Origin of the sequence: Kitasatospora sp. NBC_00374 (assembly GCF_041434935.1) — a bacterium.
GTDB lineage: Bacteria > Actinomycetota > Actinomycetes > Streptomycetales > Streptomycetaceae > Kitasatospora.
Genome location: NZ_CP107965.1, coordinates 122684 through 137123 on the forward strand (window position 1 = coordinate 122684; position 14440 = coordinate 137123).

Sequence of the window (14440 nt, forward strand, 5' to 3'; positions counted from 1 at the left end):
ACGCGCACGCGCGGGGGCGGGTCACCGTGTTCACCCGGTCGGGTCCGGCCCCTCGTCGGCCGGGCCTGCCGCCCGCGCGCCGGCCGGCGCCAACGCTTCGATCCGGAAGCCGCGGGGAAAGCCGTGCGGGCTTCCGGAGGGCGGGAATGGGAGGTAGCCGAGCTGCATCGCGGCGCCGTTCACCGCTTGGTTCGAGTTGAGGTCCGCGTGGGCGGCGAAGAGGTCCTCGGCGTGCTGCATCAGCACCGCCGGCCGGTCACCCAGCAGCAGGGCCGCCGCCTCCATCGACTCGTCGCGGGTCATCTGCGGAGAGTCCTCGTAGAGGGCATCGGCCAAGGCGGCGAGAACGTCCGAGATGACGCGCTGAGCCATGGTCAGGTTGCGTGTACCCCGGCGATGCTGGGGCAGTTCGGTGATCGCTTCGACAGTCACGGCAGCCACGATTCCACCGCGACCTCGGGCCGGGTGGATCGAGGGCGCGAAATCGAGCCAACCACCGGCCCTCGCGCGGCGGCCCCGACACAGCGAGGCGGTGGACCTGAAAGACTGGCGATCATGAGTACCGACCGGCGCCCGCTGTGGCAGCCCTTCTCCGAGCCGGCCACCGACACCGCGGCCCCGCCGCCCAGCGGTGCCCGGCTCCTCGCGGTCGAGCGGGCACCCTTCCTGGAGCCCTCCGCCGATCCGGCCGAAGCACCCGAGGTGCCCGCCTCTCGCCGCCCGCTGGGCCACGGTCCCCTGGCGGCAGCAGACGTGCCGGACGACCAGAACTGACCTCACCAGACCCGGGCCGGAGGCGCACTCGACCGGGTCCGCGGGCCTGCGGCCGGATCACCAGAGCGTGCCCTGGTGGACTTCGGCAGGCACCGCGAACTGGCGCGCTCGGGGTGCGGGAAGTTCCGGCTGCGGCCCGGCCTGTCGTTCGGCCGTCAGCCGGTCAGCGAGACGCTGCCCGCGCCGGCGCCCGCCCCTGGTGTAGGCCCGGGCGCGGTGCCTGGTCTCCTCCGGCCACGGCAGAAGCGTCATCAGGTGGTCCACGACCAGGCTCGCGGTGGTGAACGGATCGGCGAGCAGGGGCACGGCAACGTCGCTGGCGCGGGTGAGCTGCAACGGATCCTCGCGGACCCGCACCACCGTCCAGCCGGGTCGAAGCTGCTCGATTTCCAGGGCCTTGCGCAGGTCCCGCTCGTGGGAGTCCCGGTGCCAGTAGGACCCGTCGAACTCGACGACCACCCCGCTGTCCCCCACGGTGGGGAACACCATGTCCAGCCGCCACACCCCCGCGGCCGCCCGCAGCCGGTGCTGCTGCGCCCCGCCGGTCAGGACGTGCTGGAGCTCGGCGAACAGGTCGGTCTCCTGCCGTGAGATCCCGGTGCGCCGGCAGCCGGGGCAGGCCTGGTGGCCGAGGAAGACCACGGCCACCATCGCCCGCCAGGGTTCGTGCGCGCGAGGGCACGTCCACCACACGATCTGGTTGGAGCCGGCCGTCACGTCGGCCGGGGTGAGCGCCTGGTTCAGGGTCGGGTGCCAGTTGGCGGCGAGCTGGGGGTTCTCGGTGGCCAGGTCCCGGTAGCGGACCCGGCGCGAGCAGTGCGGGCAGTGAGTGGTGGCCCGCACGCGGCTGAACACCCTGGCGCGGAACTCCCCCGCGCAGTCGCCGCACCGCCACCAGACGACCCGGTGGGATCCTGCGGTGATCTTCGACAGGGGTAGGCCGTCGTTGTGGGTGGGGTGCCATTCCGCGGCCAGCGCGGGGTGTGCCTGCTCCAGCGGGGGCGCTTTCGTCCGCCCTGCGCAGTGCGGGCAGCCGGTGGCGGAGACGGCCCGGTGCCGGACCTTGGTCGTCCAACGGTGGCCGCGAGCGCACTTCCAGGTGATCTTTCGGGCGGAGTTGGTGAGGACCTCCGCCGGGTCGATGTCCGGGTGGGCGTCCACGTCGATCTGCGCGACCAGGTCGGCCAGTTCGCTCAAGGGCCGGGCCTCGGTGCCGTCCCGGCCGCAGCGCCGACATCCGGTGCCCCGAACACGGTTGGCTATTCGCGCCTCGAAGTCGTGGCCGCGAGAGCAGCGCCACCACACCTTCCGGTTGGAGCCGGGGCCCACGCTGTCGGCGGCGACGGTGTTGCGGGGATGCCACTGTGCCGCCAGCTCGGGCATGTGTTCGGCCAAGGTGACCTGCCCCGGCGCCACGTAGCCCGCGCACCGGGGGCAGCCGCCGCCGGCCACCCGGTTGTGAACAGCGGCCTGCCAGACGTGCCCGGCCGGACACTGCCAGAACACCCGACGATGCGACCCCGGACCGATCGTCGCCCGGTCCAGGCCGCCGTTCAGCGTGGGGTGCCACTGCGCGGCGAGCTCAGGATGCTCATTGACGATGAAGCGCGTACGACGGGTCATGATCACGAACCGTAGGCGGGCACACTGACAGCCGGACCGGCCCCTGACCTGGACGAACGCCGCGTCCGGCCATCGCAGAGCGGGGAGGACGCCCCATCGCCCGGAACTCCAGCTGGAGTTGACTTTGCGTGCACCCCGGGAGCGAAAGTCAACCCCAGCTGGAGTCCCGAACCACGCCCCACCACCGTCCCAACCGAGCCGGCCCCGGTGAGCGGCCGCTCGGGACCCCGCCACGGACGCGGCCGCGGGCCCTCCTCCCGGGGCTGGTTACTGGGTAGGGCCCCGCGGTCCGGCTGCGGACGGCTACCGTCGTCAGTACAGGGACCGGCCACCGGCCGGCACAAGCCGACAGGAGAGGGGGGTGGGGATGAGCGCCCAGCCCGCCGAACACGGTGGAGGCCGCTTCGGGCTACCGCCGATGGACACCGTGCAGGAACTGCGTGCCGCCCTGCAGGCCGGCTACGGCTTCGCCGGCGACGCCGAGCACCTGGACGGCGAGCTCGCCGCCCAGCTGCTGCGCCGGGTCCCGGTCGACCAGGTCGCCGACGTCGCGGAGGTCGGCACGGTGATCGACCTGGCCGCCGTCGCCGAGATCGTCGCCGCCTACCGGGGCCGGGTACTGCTGGCCGCCGACCGGGACGTCGCAGACGCGGTCGACGAGACCGTCTACGACCTGCTGGCCCGGCAGGGCGCCGAATGAGCGATCCGGACCAGCAGGGTCGCGCGGTGGTCGCCGTCGTGACCGAGCGAGCCGCCCAACGCGCCAAGGAGCTCGGCGCCGAGGAAGTGGTGGAAGGCCTGCGCCGCGAACTGGAGCACCAGCCCCGCCTCGGCCGGCTGATCCGCGCCGTCGCCGAGGGCACCCAGCAGGTAGAGCTCTACTCCACCCGGATCGAGGGAGACGCGGCGGCCGGCCGCCCGGCCATCAACACGGTGCACGCCTACGCCCCCGCTCCACCGTGGCCGCCGACCGTGCGCATCGCCGCCATCGTCCCCGAAGACCCGCCCCGACCCCAGCCGTAGCCGGGCCGGACCCAGGTGAGACACCCCGGACCTCGGCCTGCTCTGCCACCGGGCGCAGCCCGGTGCCAGGCAGCAACGGCCCTGGCCTCGCGCAACCACGAGCGCGATGATGGGAGGCGGGGAAGGAAGAAGGTGGTCGCCATGAAGACGGCCCACGTGCACGTCGGCGAGAGCTACCTGGTGCGCGTGCCCCAGCGGCTGCCGTACGACCGCTACCCGCCGGGCGACACCGAGCGCAGCGTCCGGATGCACTGGCTCAGGTTCATCAGATCCGGCGAGGAGTTCGAGCTGACCGTCACCGAACCGCCGGAGGCGGACGGCGAGCACATGGTGGCCGGGCTGATCGTGGAGCCGCACTCCGGAGTGCGGGTGCAGCTCACGGACGACCAGGCCGAAGGCCTCGGTCTGCCCCCGGGAGTCGGGTACGTCGTCAGGGGCAGCCTGGAGGACCTTGCCAGCACCCGGGTCGAGCTGATGAGCGCCACCCCGATGACCGTCCCGGTGCGGTGGCTCCGCCCGGTCGACGCAGCTCGAAGCGGTGGCGAACCGGAAGCTGCCGACCAGCGTCCGACGGTCGGCTGACCCGGGCCTGGCGGGACTCACCAGGGACGGGGGCTCCGCTGCCGAGGGCCGGCTGATCCGTGGTGGTACTCGGCCACGGCCGAAAGGAGCTGGTACCGCGCCCACGCCAACCGCTCGTCGAGGCCTTGGCCCGCCGCCACGGCGTCCGGGTGGAACCCGACCAAGCCGGCTTCGTCGCTCAGCTTCCGCAGCGCGGACGCCAAGCCCGACAGGGCGGCCTCCCACGACACCAGGTCGCCCAGGGCGGCCCGCACTACGGTGTCGACCACACTCACCGGATTCAGGCCCGCCGAGCGGGCTTGCCCGGCATGCTCGTGGAGCTCGTCAGCGTCGGTGGACAGCACGTTCTCCTCCCACCCGGCGACCTGTTCCTCGCAGGCTTCGACCAGGGCCCGGGACCGCTCGACCAACTGCTCCAAGGCCGCAGTGGGCAGCCACTGCGGCCGTCGGGCGGCGGGGACGGTCGGGGTGGCGGCGGTCAGGTCCAGGGCGGCCCGCCCCAGGTCGAGGGAACGTCGTTTGGCCATGCTGTTCCAACGAGCCCGCTGGATTCGGCGATGTGGCCGCGAGAACGGGAAGTCCCACACCCGCCGTACCCGTTCCGGGGCAAGGTCACTGGCCCCGGGTGGCTGCCGCGAGGAACGCCCGGGGTCTCCTCGCTGTTGGCCGGCGGCCGCCTCGGCCGGACCACCCGGCTGAAGGTGGATGCCGGGGCACCGCGGAAACGTCGGGTTGTGCCGGCAGGTACGAGCTGCTCCCCGAGGGAGGTGGTCTCCCCCACCGGGCCGGTGACGGCGCTCGCGAGGTTCGCGTCGCCAGTGGAGCACTCCACGGTCGGCTCGTCCACGATCACCGAAGCGGCGGTCTTCTCGGCCGACTCCACGGGCACGGCGGTCGCACCGCTGGTCCCGGCCGGGCGGCCGTGGCCCTTGATGCCGTGCGCGGGACGGCGCTCCAGGCTGTTCCAACGCTCGATGGTGGCCCGGGTCCAGAAGGCGACGCCGTAGAAGACGGCGTCCGGCTCGGGGAGCCGGGTCGCCTTGCTCCCGCGGTAGTACGACTCCATCGTGGACTTCGTCGGCCGGCGCTCGTGGGGGACCGCCATCCGGGCCTCCTCCAGGGTGAGAAGCTCACGGCCGCGGACCCACGCCCGCAGGTCCTGCTCGCCGAGTGCGTCGGCCTGGGCGATCGTCAGGTCCCCCACGACGCCTTCCTGCTCCTCCTCCAGGAGGACACGGCGGACCTCGGCGCGCAGCTGCTCCGCGCTGAGGGCGCAGACGTCCGTCGCCGCCGGGACCTGCGGCAGGTTGTCGGTCTTGGTACGCGGCAGGTGGCTGGCCAGGAAGCGGGCCTGCTCCAGGTCGTAGAGCTCCTTGGTGCCGCGGCCGCCGCCGGCGACCGGGGTGAGGGCCTTGAAGGCTCCGAGGTTGCGGAGTGTCCCGACGGCCTTGCCGGCCAGGACTGCCACGTCCTCGCGGTCGACGACCTTGCGTCCGAAGCTGATCACGATGCCCTCCCTCAGAACCGCCAGCCACCCGACGTGACAGGATAATGTTTACCATGGATTTCTAATCACGTCTACTTCGAGGCCTGCCCTCCCTGGATGGGAGGGCGTGGATGTCGGCCCCTTCCCCGTCGTCCGGCGGTGGATCCGAGGGTGGCGTGACTTTGTAACTTGTTGCGAAGTTAGAGCCTGCTGCGCTAACTTCGCAACAAGTTACAAAGTTTCCTTGCTTGGAGGGGCTCATGCTTCAGATCCAGATCGGGCCCGAGCGCCCGGCCCGCTCCGACGACCTGCTCGGCCGCACGACCATCGGTTGGCGAGAGGGGATGAGCGAGGACGAGGCATGGCTGGCCGGCCGGGGCATCTGGAAGTTCAACGCCGATCGCGCCCTCGCCCAGCACGAAGTGCAGATCGTCAACACCGCCGGCACCGTCCTGGCCGTCGCCACCATCACCGGCGTCACCAAGAAGGAGGACCGGTACGCCCTCGAAGGTGACCTGCAGCGCGGCGACCCCAGGGTCGGCCGCCCCACCGCGCACCCGCACCGCTCCCGCAACTCCGTCGGCTACTTCGACGAGTGACAGCCGACCGCACCGCCGCACCTCCCGCACGGCCCCCACTCCCGCCTGGAAAGGCCGCCATGACCACCCGCCAGACCGCCGCTGAGGAGCACCCGTGCCCGCAATGACACCCCTTGGCGCCACCGTCGTCCTGGCCCCCACCTCAGACCCCACGCCGGTGGAGAAGGCCGTGGTCGACGGCATCGTCGGCGACCACGCCCCCGAGACGTTCCTGTGGATCGTCTTCCACCGCCCCGACGGATCCGCCCGCGTCTGGTACGCCTGGACCGCCGGCGGCCACCCCCTCGGTGACCGGATCGACCAAGCCGCCCTCGCCGCCGGGTACGACTGCTCCGACTGGTTCCACATCGGCAGCCGCCACCTGACCAAGCACACCCGCGGCCGCGTCACCACCGACGCCTACCCGCTGCGCCCCATCGAGGCCGATGTCCGCAACGGCGTGCACGCACCGGAGAGCGAACGGGACGGCCTCCGACGCGTCATCGACACCGCCTGGTCGCAGTGCGGCCGGCCGCGCCGGACGCCGACACACGGAGTCGGCCCCTGGCTCGGCGTCGGCCCGGCCCTGCTCACCCGGGCGTAGGCCAGCGACCCCGACGCCTCAGACCTCAGCCACCCGGCTGACCCCAACCCCCTCACGCACATACCCGCTGACCCACCGGCACCCGAACCCGTCCACCGCGTCCGGACGCAGCCCGCTCAGGTGCTCCCCCGCGGCGTCGACCAGGGCGGCGAGGGTCGGAGCGGTCCACACCAGGCTGTCCGGTTCCTCGCCGTCGTCCTGCGGCTCGGGCCGCTCGGTGGCGACCCACCCAACGGCCGGGCTGTAGAGCACCCCCTGGAAGGACTCCGTCCCCGTGTCCTCGTCGAAGCCGGTCTGCTGGAAGAAGTGCACCGTGACGGTGCCGGCGCGCAGCTGCTCCAGCAGCTCGGCACCGGCACCGGGCGAGGTGTCCAGGTGCTCCTGCAGGCCCGCAGCGGCGAACTGGCCCAAGTCCTGGTCGCCGTCTCCCGGGACCGCCAGCAGCCACCGCTCCAAGTTCCAACCGGCCTGCTCCGGGTGGATCGAGTGGAAGCCGCCCTCCTCCACCACCGGCTCCCCCGCCCCCGGATCGCCGGCGGCGGGCGGCAGTTCCACGCAGGGCGGCGCGTAGATCCCCGCCTGGTGCAGCTGTCGGCGAAGCCGCCCCTCGTCCTCGGGCGACACCCCGCGCACAGCGGTCAGGAACACCGCCAGGACCTCCTCCATGGCGGACGCGGTGGGTTCCACCCCGCCCGGCAGGCGCAGCGGCTCCCCCAGCATGATTGCGCGGACCGTCTCGGCGAGGAGCACGGCCGCCTCCCTGCTCCCCAACCGGGGGGCCTGGCCGGGGCCGTCGCCGCCGTCTCCCCGGCCTGCCCCAGCCGACCCATCGCGCCCGACATGCTCTGCGCTGTACACCATCGACCCGCTCCTCCCCAGCCTTGCGCCGCCCGCCCCCGCGGTATGCAGGACGCAGCGGCTACTTTCCGAAACTGGCCCCAAACTGTCAGTACCCATAGATACCCTCCAAGGCGAGCGGCCGGAGCCGCTTTCGACCTGATGGAGGGGCACGGGTGGACACGGTCTCCGCGCGGTTCGCGCAGCTGCAGAATGACGTACGACAACGGCACGCCACCGCGGCCGCGCTGCCCCCCGGCGCTGACGGCCGCTCCCAGGCGTTCACCGACCTGGTGGCAGCCACCGACAGCCTCCTCGCCTACGCCACGCAGGTGCCCGGCCTCCGCGCGGAGCCCGCGCGGCACGCCACCGAGCAGTTCGTGATGTGGACCCGCCGCGGCGCCGCCGCCATCGCCGCCCTCACCGCAGCCGCCGTGATCCCCGGCTGGATCGCCTGGGGTTGGCTGCTGCTCCTCCTCCCCCTCCTCCTGGCCGCCCTGAGCGCCGGCTGGAAGGCCCAGCCGCTGCCGAAGACCCAGCCCCACCGGCGACACCGTGCCAGCGCCGCACTGCTCGCCGCCTGCGCCCTGCTGCTCGCCGCGGTTGCCACCGGCACGCTCAGCGCCTGGTTCGTCGTCGCCGCCCTGCTCTGCGCCGCCGCCAGCTTCATCACCGGCCTGCCCGACGACCCCAACGGGAGCACCAAGTGAGCACCCCCTACGGCGACGCGGAGCACCAGGTCCGCCGGCTCAGCCGCTCGGTGGACGACGTCGAATCCGACCTCCGGGGCCTGCGCGAGGAGCACGAGCAAGAAACCGGTGAGACCAGCAGGCGCCTGGACTCCGCCGAGTACAAGCTCCGCGAGCAGGCCGACGAGATCGACAGTCTGGAGCAGCGGGCCGACGAGATCGACGACGAGAACAAGGAGGTGCGCACCCTGGTCGAGGACCTCGGCCAACGAGTCGCCTGGCTGGAGCGGCGCGTTCGCACCGCCGCCGGCGGGGAAGCCGTCGACCTGGACGCCACCGACACCGAGATCGACCAGCTGGTCACCAAGGCCGCCGCCGGGCGGGCCGCCGAAGCCCGGCTGCTCCCGGCGGCCGATCGCGCCCGCCATCACCACAGCCTGCTCGCCTACAACGAGGCGACCACAGCCCTGGAGCAGGCCCGCACCGCGGTCCTGGCCGCAAGCGGCACCCTCGCCGGCGCCGCGCTCGGCAGCGACGCCTTCACCGAAGCCGCCACCGCCTACCGCGCGGCCACCACCAAGCTCAGGACCACCACGGCACAGACCGACCGGCTGAGGGGCGCCGCCGCCACCGCCCGCACCGCCCTCGACCGCGACCAAGGCCTCGACCAGACCCTGACCGAAGCCGCCGAAGCGGGCCAGGACGCCCACGACCAGCTCGTCCGGATCGCCCGCGCCCGCATCAGCACAGCCGTCGCCGGAACCGGCCTCCTGCCCGTCTGGTTCACCACCGCGCTGGGCCCGATGCCACCGCGCACCGACACCGAGGAATGGCTCGACGCCGCCACCGACGCCCTGGTCTACCGGATGCTGTACGGCGTACGCGACGAAGTGCTCGCCCTCGGCCGCATCCCCGCCCAGGCCACCGCCCGGCAGCGCGCCGACCACAAGGACGCCGGGCAGGGCCTACGCCGGTGACCCCCACCTCCCCGCCCGAGCCCCTCCCGCTCACCAGCGGCAGGCCGGTCGACCGGGACCTGGCCGACCGGACGATGCACGCCCTGCACCTGGCCGGTCTGCCCATAGCCCACGGCGGCCACGGGCCGGGCGTCCACCTCCGCCCGGCCCAACCACTTGACGACGACGACCGGTGCGACGGCCTGATCGCCCTCCACTGGATCCCCTCTCCGCGCCTGACCGCCGCGGCCGCCACCGAGCAGCACCAGCAACCCGCCCACCGCGCACAACAGCTCGTCGTCAACGCCGTCCAGCACGCCCTGACCTCGATCCTCCCCGCCCTCGGTGCGGCCGCCGCGCAGTCCTTCACCCTGTGGGAGATCCGGGTCGGCCACGCCACCCCTCCCGCAGTCGAACTCGCCTCCCCGCCCCTCCCCCGCCCCACGGGCCCAGCGCCCGTCGCCCCTGGCATCCGACCCGAAATCACCGCCGCCGTCCGGCGCAGCGCCGCCCTCGCCGGCCTGCCCGTCGCCGACCGCCCCGGCGACCCCGGTATCCTCCTGCGCCCCTGCCCGCCCCTCGACGTCGAAGACGACACCACGGGCATCCCCGATCTCGGCTGGAACCCCTCCAGGCGCCTCACCGCCACCCCCGGCCGGGCCGCCTGGAACCTGCGCGAAGCCGTCGAAGACGCCATGCGCCCCACGCTCGCCACCGCCCTCGGCGCCTGCGGTCTCGAAGCGTGGTGGCGCAAGCCCGAGCACCTCCCCGCCCAGCTGCGCGCCTACGGGCCCAGCACCGCCCAGCCAATCCGACGCTGAACCCTGACCCGGCCGCTGCCGAAAGGACGTTCCGAGTGGACCTGTTCGACATGGACGAAGCCGAACTCGCCGCGAGGCTGCAGGACGCCTTCGCCTCCATGACCCCCGAGCGCTCCCCCCGCGCGCAGGCCCTTCACCTGGCCGCTGCCCTGTCCGGGCGTGCCGCCGCCCGGGACAGGGACGGCCAGGCCTGGACGGTGCGCGTGGCCGACGACGGCACCGTCAACGCCACCGCCGCCGACGGCACCGTCGTCATGGGATGGGCGGCCGTCCACCAAGCCGTTCCCGAAGTCCTCGCCCCCTTCGAGACCGGAACCCTTCACCGCCCCCTCGTCTCCGGCGCCGGCAACGAGATGACGGTCGACGCCCGGACCAAGCCGACCTTCCCCTTCCCGGACGACGACGACCTCGAAGCAGCCTTCGACCACGACCCGCGGCACCTCGCAGACCTCACCGCCGCCATCGCGGACCTGCGCCGGCAATCGGAGGCGGCCAGCGTTCCCGACCGCGTCGAACAAGCCGCCGTCCAACTGCGGGCCGACGCTCCCCAGGTCCCGACCCTGGCCCTCAGAGAGCAAGAGCAGATGTGGTGCAACGCCGTCAGCTGCGGCTGGGTCCGCACCGACGCGATCGTGGAAGCCGCTGATCCCGTGTGGGGGATCATCAACCGATCCGGCTACGAGCGTTCCTCCTCCTGGATCCCGCGCGCCGCCACCGAACTCCTCGCCGAACCGCCCAGCGACCTGCCCGCGTTCCTGCGCCACCACCTGCTCAACAACGAAGGCCCCGTCGACCTGATCGCGATCGCCGGCCCCGAAGGCCCCGTCTACAACATCAACAGCGGCGGCGCGCACCGAACGCATCTGTTCCGCATCCTCGGCCTCCCCTGGCTGTTCGCCACCCAGACCGCCCTGATCACCCCCTGGGAGATGACCCGGAACATCAAGGAAGCCGACCACTGGCAAGGCCTGATCGACCACGGCCTCCTCCACGGCACCGTCAACCGCCGCACCTACGTCGCCACCCTGCACATCAGCCACTGCCCCGCCCCGTGGATGCTCGCCGGACCGCAGATCGCCGCGGCGTACAACACCGCCTACGAACGCGCCTACCCCGGAGCCCTCGGCCGCCTCGGCGTCCCGCCCCACGCCCTGACCGACGCGACCGCCTGGGAGGCGTGGCTGCTGACCCCCGCCGCCCAGGCCGCACCCCCAGCGCGCGGGCTCCGGAGGCTCCTGAACCTGCTGCCCCGAGCCGGCCGGGACGCCACCCCTCGGCCCTGAACGGCACCCGGTAGCGGCGGACCGCCCCTTGCGCCGTCCACCAAGCCGGCAGGTTCGGCGTCGGGCACACTGCGCAATCTCCCGAGGACAGGCCGCCGAACCCTGCGCACGGCCAACTCTCTGCGCAGACATTGCGCACCTGTGACCAGCGACGATGGGCAGGATCAGCCGCAGTGGGACCTCTTGCGCAATCCCTACGAGCTGTCTGCGCAGGCGCATCTCTGCGCATGATCATGCGCGGTCGACCATCTGCGCAGAGGGGGATTGCGCAGCGCGATCCCCCTCTGCGCAGACCGGGAACCTGCTGCCGCCCGGGCTGCGCACGACGAGCGGAGCCCGGACGGGGCACCCTTGCCTCAGACTTTCGTCGACGAAACCGCTACGCCGGCCAGTCCGCCATCGTGAGGTACTCGCCCGGACTCAGCGTGCTCTCCACCAGGTGCAGACGCCGGACGAGTTCCTCGACGACCCTCGCCAGCGCAACCTTCTCCTCCGCGGTCAGCGTCTTCGACCCCGGCCCGACCTTCCGCTCGTCACTGCGCGCCCCTTCCGTCCGAGCGCGCTTCATGTAGTCCGCGGAGACGTTGAGTCGCGCCGCCGCCTCCGTCTCGCTGCCCGCCCATTTGGCCAGGTGTGTCGCCAGCCAGTACGCCGCATCAACCACGGGCCGGTTCCCGCTGCGAAGCGGCCGCAGGCACAGGGCGCGTGCTGCACCGGTTACTGACGTCTCCAGCCAATCCCAGCTCGGAGCTGGCGGGGAAGGGCGTTGCACCGCGACCGTGGCGTCAAACGCGGCCACCACGGCGTCGGCCGCCTGCACCTGCCCTGATCGGCCGGACACGACATCCGCCCCGAGGTAGGAGAACGTCACCAGCAGACGATCGTCAATCTCCAGCGACGCCGCCCAGGCGTTCAGGAGCGGCAGCACCGCCTCCCGGGCATCGTCCAGGTCCATCGGCGTCGGAGGCACCGCCACCAACCGCGACTCCGCCAGCTCGAACTTCCACCCGCTCACCTCGTAGGTGACGGGGAAGGCCCCCTCCAACCAGGACAGGGGGTGCTGATCGCTCCACGCCACCGCGTACCGCAACGCCCCGACTCGGTCGTACTGCATGGCCTCAGTGTCGCCGGACGCTAGGACGGCGGCGACTCGGCGAACCCGCTGCCCAGACCAGACACGGGAACGGCCCTCCTGACTCTGGCCGGCCGTGCGGCCTCGCGCAGAAGGCGGGAGGGGGGGACTGACGGGCTTTCGGTGCTTTCGTCGACGAAAGTCCGCACCTGAACCCGTGCATTTCTGAGCGGTGCGGCGCGCACCCATGCCATCCTGATCGGTTCGCCTCTAGAAGAAGCAGGCCCAGGAAGGGCATGGAATGACGACCTCCATCAAGCACGAAACCTGGCCCACCGCCACGGTCATCGCGGTCGCGGACGTTCTCGCCGATACGAGCGACGGGCTGACCGGCAGTGAGATCGGGCAGTTGCTGACCCAGATCGGCATCGCGGACGTCGAGGCTTCGAGTAAGCGCAAGCGGTTGGCTCAGGCGCTGCTTGTCCGGCAGGGCCGCGACCAGGCGTCCAACTGCGTGATCAAGTTCATCACCGAGGCCATGGCTCCGGTCCGCTACCGGCAGCGCCCGGACGTGTTCTCCCGGCGTCGCGACGACCTGAACGAGGTACTGGTCCATGTCGGCTTGCGCGTCAACGACGAAGGCAAGGTGGCGAGGGGGCCGGCTGCGAGCACGCTCGATCAGGCTGCTCAGCACGCCAACTCACTGCGGGCGGAACTTCGTCGCCGTGGAACCCACCCGGAAGTGCTGGCGTACTGCACCAGGGAGATCCTGACCAAGAACGCCTTTCACGCCAGCTTGGAAGCCACCAAGTCGGTCTTCGACCGTCTCCGGCGGATGACCGGCGAGCAGCGGGACGGCTCTCCTTTGGTCGACGCCGTGCTCATGCCGGGTCTGGCCGGCACGCCTCGTGTCGCGATCAACACCGGAACGACGAAGACGGAGGAAGGCGAGCAGAAGGGGTTCGCGGCGTTGATCAAGGGGCTGGGCAGCATGTACCGCAACCCGACGGCTCACGATCCGCGCCTTCACCGGCCCGTCAGCGACGACGAATTGCTGGAGTTGCTGACCACCCTGTCGATGGTTCACCGCCGGCTGGATGCCGCGCGCGTGAATCCCTGACCTTGGCGGCTGGCGTGTCTTGCTCGTCTTCACTGCCCGGTGGGTTTCGTCGACGAAACTCAGGGCTGCCCCGCGAGACGATCGCCAGCCGCTCACGCGGGCATCAAAGGGGCAGGCGGTCAGGGAAGAGGACAGTGGACAACTGGGTCAACCGAGCTCGCTCGGGAGGCAGGTGTCGATCTTCCGTGAGTGGGGGTTCCAGACCCAGATCTCCTGTGCCTCCCGCCAGAGTCTGGGCAACTCGGTCTGTTCTTCGCAGAAGGTAGTGGCGGGCCCGGGATGCTGCTGGCCGGTGGTGTAGTCGATCCACACGCCGCTGCCGACAGGGGTTGGTCGCCAAGCCGGATCTCCGACCAGGATCGCCTGCAGGGTGGTCGTCTTCTGGAAGCTGATCGCCGGATAGTACTCGTTCGTCTTCGGGTTTCTCGGCATGGGGAGTCGCCACTCACGTTCGTGTGACCAGTCCTCGAACCGGCCGTTGGTCCCGAACGGGACGACCCAGTGATGCAGGTCCGGTGGGAACTCGTTCCGGACGTGGTCAGGCAGATAGGCGACTGCTCCGCCGCCGGCGGCCACGAACTCTGAGCGCGAGATCACTATGCCCCACGGCGGGAATCCAAGATCGGCGATGAGGTGGGCCATGTGATTCGGCGGGCTCTCGGAGAAGCAGACGGCAGGCCGCTCATTGCCGAACGGCGCGAACGCTTTGAGCCGTGCACTTCCGAGGATGTTGTCCAGGCGCTGTGGAGGCTTCATAGCGCGGATTTCCTCAGGCACCGATGGTGTGGGTTGCCGTCCCATTGGGCGGCCAGTGAAATGGATCAGATGGTCACTCTGGGCCGGTCCGGCCATATTGAGCTGCCGCCTCGTAGCCACGGTCCCCCAATCAGCACCGCCTCGACGGCGGATCTCTGCGAGACAGCATGCCAGGCCCCGGCTTCCCGGTGAGGACACCGCCCGTCGCGATTGAAGGCGCGGTCTGCTCGCCCTAC

General features: G+C 71.7%; 18 protein-coding genes. 11 read left to right on the plus strand and 7 right to left on the minus strand.

Annotated elements, in window-relative coordinates:
• Window positions 1-30: 30 nt before the first annotated feature.
• Complete coding sequence (locus OG871_RS40065; RefSeq protein ID WP_371503556.1) at window positions 31-432, minus strand: hypothetical protein; 402 nt, start codon at window positions 430-432, stop codon at window positions 31-33.
• Window positions 433-555: 123 nt separating this feature from the next.
• Here OG871_RS40065 and OG871_RS40070 point away from each other — a divergent pair, with 123 nt between their 5' ends.
• The gene (locus tag OG871_RS40070) at window positions 556-774 is read left to right on the plus strand and encodes a hypothetical protein (protein WP_331727326.1); all 219 of its coding nucleotides are present in this window, start codon (window positions 556-558) and stop codon (window positions 772-774) included.
• Window positions 775-831: 57 nt separating this feature from the next.
• Here the strand turns inward: OG871_RS40070 and OG871_RS40075 are convergent, their stop codons facing one another.
• Window positions 832-2397, minus strand: coding sequence for a zinc-ribbon domain-containing protein (locus tag OG871_RS40075; RefSeq protein WP_331727329.1), 1566 nt, complete (start codon window positions 2395-2397; stop codon window positions 832-834).
• 367 nt (window positions 2398-2764) lie between these two features.
• Between OG871_RS40075 and OG871_RS40080 the strand changes: the two genes are divergently transcribed.
• From OG871_RS40080 to OG871_RS40090, 3 genes are all read left to right on the plus strand, one after another.
• Window positions 2765-3097, plus strand: a complete 333-nt coding sequence (locus OG871_RS40080; RefSeq protein WP_331727330.1) for a hypothetical protein — start codon at window positions 2765-2767, stop codon at window positions 3095-3097.
• Window positions 3094-3420, plus strand: a complete 327-nt coding sequence (locus OG871_RS40085) for a hypothetical protein (RefSeq protein WP_331727331.1) — start codon at window positions 3094-3096, stop codon at window positions 3418-3420. The genes OG871_RS40080 and OG871_RS40085 overlap by 4 nt, the downstream gene beginning before the upstream one ends.
• A gap of 141 nt (window positions 3421-3561) precedes the next feature.
• Window positions 3562-4002 carry a hypothetical protein gene (locus tag OG871_RS40090; protein WP_331727333.1) on the plus strand — a complete coding sequence of 147 codons (441 nt, stop codon included), beginning with the start codon at window positions 3562-3564 and terminating at the stop codon, window positions 4000-4002.
• Between the two features lie 17 nt (window positions 4003-4019).
• On the opposite strand, the gene OG871_RS40095 is transcribed toward OG871_RS40090, so the two are convergent.
• Together OG871_RS40095 and OG871_RS40100 are read right to left on the minus strand one after the other, a co-directional pair.
• A complete protein-coding gene (locus tag OG871_RS40095; RefSeq protein WP_331727336.1) occupies window positions 4020-4529 on the minus strand; it encodes a hypothetical protein in 510 nt (169 codons plus the stop codon).
• The gene (locus OG871_RS40100; RefSeq protein WP_331727338.1) at window positions 4481-5509 is read right to left on the minus strand and encodes a hypothetical protein; all 1029 of its coding nucleotides are present in this window, start codon (window positions 5507-5509) and stop codon (window positions 4481-4483) included. Before OG871_RS40100 ends, OG871_RS40095 begins: the two co-directional genes overlap by 49 nt.
• 239 nt (window positions 5510-5748) lie before the next feature.
• Here OG871_RS40100 and OG871_RS40105 point away from each other — a divergent pair, with 239 nt between their 5' ends.
• On the plus strand, window positions 5749-6087 hold the full coding sequence (locus OG871_RS40105; protein ID WP_331727341.1) for a hypothetical protein: 339 nt from the start codon (window positions 5749-5751) through the stop codon (window positions 6085-6087).
• 103 nt (window positions 6088-6190) lie between these two features.
• On the plus strand, window positions 6191-6670 hold the full coding sequence (locus OG871_RS40110) for a hypothetical protein (RefSeq protein ID WP_331727342.1): 480 nt from the start codon (window positions 6191-6193) through the stop codon (window positions 6668-6670).
• Between the two features lie 18 nt (window positions 6671-6688).
• Here OG871_RS40110 and OG871_RS40115 read toward each other — a convergent pair whose 3' ends face one another.
• Window positions 6689-7420, minus strand: a complete 732-nt coding sequence (locus OG871_RS40115) for a hypothetical protein (RefSeq protein ID WP_331727343.1) — start codon at window positions 7418-7420, stop codon at window positions 6689-6691.
• A gap of 263 nt (window positions 7421-7683) precedes the next feature.
• Here OG871_RS40115 and OG871_RS40120 point away from each other — a divergent pair, with 263 nt between their 5' ends.
• The 4 genes from OG871_RS40120 to OG871_RS40135 are packed head-to-tail and all read left to right on the plus strand — an operon-like array spanning window position 7684 to window position 11256.
• The gene (locus OG871_RS40120) at window positions 7684-8217 is read left to right on the plus strand and encodes a hypothetical protein (protein ID WP_331727344.1); all 534 of its coding nucleotides are present in this window, start codon (window positions 7684-7686) and stop codon (window positions 8215-8217) included.
• Window positions 8214-9173, plus strand: a complete 960-nt coding sequence (locus OG871_RS40125; protein ID WP_331727345.1) for a hypothetical protein — start codon at window positions 8214-8216, stop codon at window positions 9171-9173. Before OG871_RS40120 ends, OG871_RS40125 begins: the two co-directional genes overlap by 4 nt.
• Window positions 9170-9973: a hypothetical protein gene (locus OG871_RS40130; RefSeq protein WP_331727347.1), complete on the plus strand. Its 804-nt coding sequence runs from the start codon at window positions 9170-9172 to the stop codon at window positions 9971-9973. Before OG871_RS40125 ends, OG871_RS40130 begins: the two co-directional genes overlap by 4 nt.
• A gap of 35 nt (window positions 9974-10008) precedes the next feature.
• Window positions 10009-11256 carry a hypothetical protein gene (locus OG871_RS40135; protein WP_331727350.1) on the plus strand — a complete coding sequence of 416 codons (1248 nt, stop codon included), beginning with the start codon at window positions 10009-10011 and terminating at the stop codon, window positions 11254-11256.
• 379 nt (window positions 11257-11635) lie between these two features.
• Here OG871_RS40135 and OG871_RS40140 read toward each other — a convergent pair whose 3' ends face one another.
• Window positions 11636-12370 carry a hypothetical protein gene (locus OG871_RS40140; RefSeq protein WP_331727351.1) on the minus strand — a complete coding sequence of 245 codons (735 nt, stop codon included), beginning with the start codon at window positions 12368-12370 and terminating at the stop codon, window positions 11636-11638.
• A gap of 259 nt (window positions 12371-12629) precedes the next feature.
• Here OG871_RS40140 and OG871_RS40145 point away from each other — a divergent pair, with 259 nt between their 5' ends.
• A complete protein-coding gene (locus OG871_RS40145) occupies window positions 12630-13448 on the plus strand; it encodes a TIGR02391 family protein (protein ID WP_331727352.1) in 819 nt (272 codons plus the stop codon).
• Between the two features lie 147 nt (window positions 13449-13595).
• Here OG871_RS40145 and OG871_RS40150 read toward each other — a convergent pair whose 3' ends face one another.
• On the minus strand, window positions 13596-14204 hold the full coding sequence (locus OG871_RS40150) for a hypothetical protein (RefSeq protein WP_331727353.1): 609 nt from the start codon (window positions 14202-14204) through the stop codon (window positions 13596-13598).
• Between the last annotated feature and the right edge of the window lie 236 nt (window positions 14205-14440).

Coding starts and splice junctions, on each gene's coding strand:
- OG871_RS40085 (WP_331727331.1), top strand. CDS start 3,094: ATGAGCGATCCGGACCAGCAGGGTCGCGCGGTGGTCGCCGTCGTGACC.
- OG871_RS40075 (WP_331727329.1), bottom strand. CDS start 2,397: ATGACCCGTCGTACGCGCTTCATCGTCAATGAGCATCCTGAGCTCGCC.
- OG871_RS40090 (WP_331727333.1), top strand. CDS start 3,562: ATGAAGACGGCCCACGTGCACGTCGGCGAGAGCTACCTGGTGCGCGTG.
- OG871_RS40105 (WP_331727341.1), top strand. CDS start 5,749: ATGCTTCAGATCCAGATCGGGCCCGAGCGCCCGGCCCGCTCCGACGAC.
- OG871_RS40095 (WP_331727336.1), bottom strand. CDS start 4,529: ATGGCCAAACGACGTTCCCTCGACCTGGGGCGGGCCGCCCTGGACCTG.
- OG871_RS40140 (WP_331727351.1), bottom strand. CDS start 12,370: ATGCAGTACGACCGAGTCGGGGCGTTGCGGTACGCGGTGGCGTGGAGC.
- OG871_RS40070 (WP_331727326.1), top strand. CDS start 556: ATGAGTACCGACCGGCGCCCGCTGTGGCAGCCCTTCTCCGAGCCGGCC.
- OG871_RS40110 (WP_331727342.1), top strand. CDS start 6,191: ATGACACCCCTTGGCGCCACCGTCGTCCTGGCCCCCACCTCAGACCCC.
- OG871_RS40150 (WP_331727353.1), bottom strand. CDS start 14,204: ATGAAGCCTCCACAGCGCCTGGACAACATCCTCGGAAGTGCACGGCTC.
- OG871_RS40080 (WP_331727330.1), top strand. CDS start 2,765: ATGAGCGCCCAGCCCGCCGAACACGGTGGAGGCCGCTTCGGGCTACCG.
- OG871_RS40145 (WP_331727352.1), top strand. CDS start 12,630: ATGACGACCTCCATCAAGCACGAAACCTGGCCCACCGCCACGGTCATC.